Here is a 273-nt window from a genome sequence, read left to right as displayed (position 1 = left end):
GTACGAAATTTGGTGTGGAAGTTATCAAAGCAGCCAAGAGGGCCAAGCCCGGAAGATATGCCTTTAATTTTGCGCATTTCTGCGAAAGAATATGTGGAAGGCGGCTACGAGGTGGAAGAAAGCATCGAGTTTTCGAAAGCGTATGTGGATGCAGGTGTGGATATATTCCATATAAGTGCAGGCGGAGAAGGCCCTATTGCAGCAGCAGGAAAACCTGGCACACATGTTGCTTACCAAGTGCCGTTCGCACGAGCATATAAACAGGCATTTAAT

At 46.9% G+C, this 273-nt stretch carries 1 pseudogene; it reads left to right on the top strand.

Going from position 1 to position 273, the window contains the following annotated elements:
* Positions 1-273: pseudogene (locus tag EOC06_RS38960) on the top strand (hypothetical protein); the annotation flags it as partial.

Source organism: Mesorhizobium sp. M7A.F.Ca.MR.362.00.0.0, from assembly GCF_004023175.1.
Taxonomy (GTDB): domain Bacteria; phylum Pseudomonadota; class Alphaproteobacteria; order Rhizobiales; family Rhizobiaceae; genus Mesorhizobium.
This window is presented reverse-complemented; position numbering and strand designations above follow the sequence as displayed.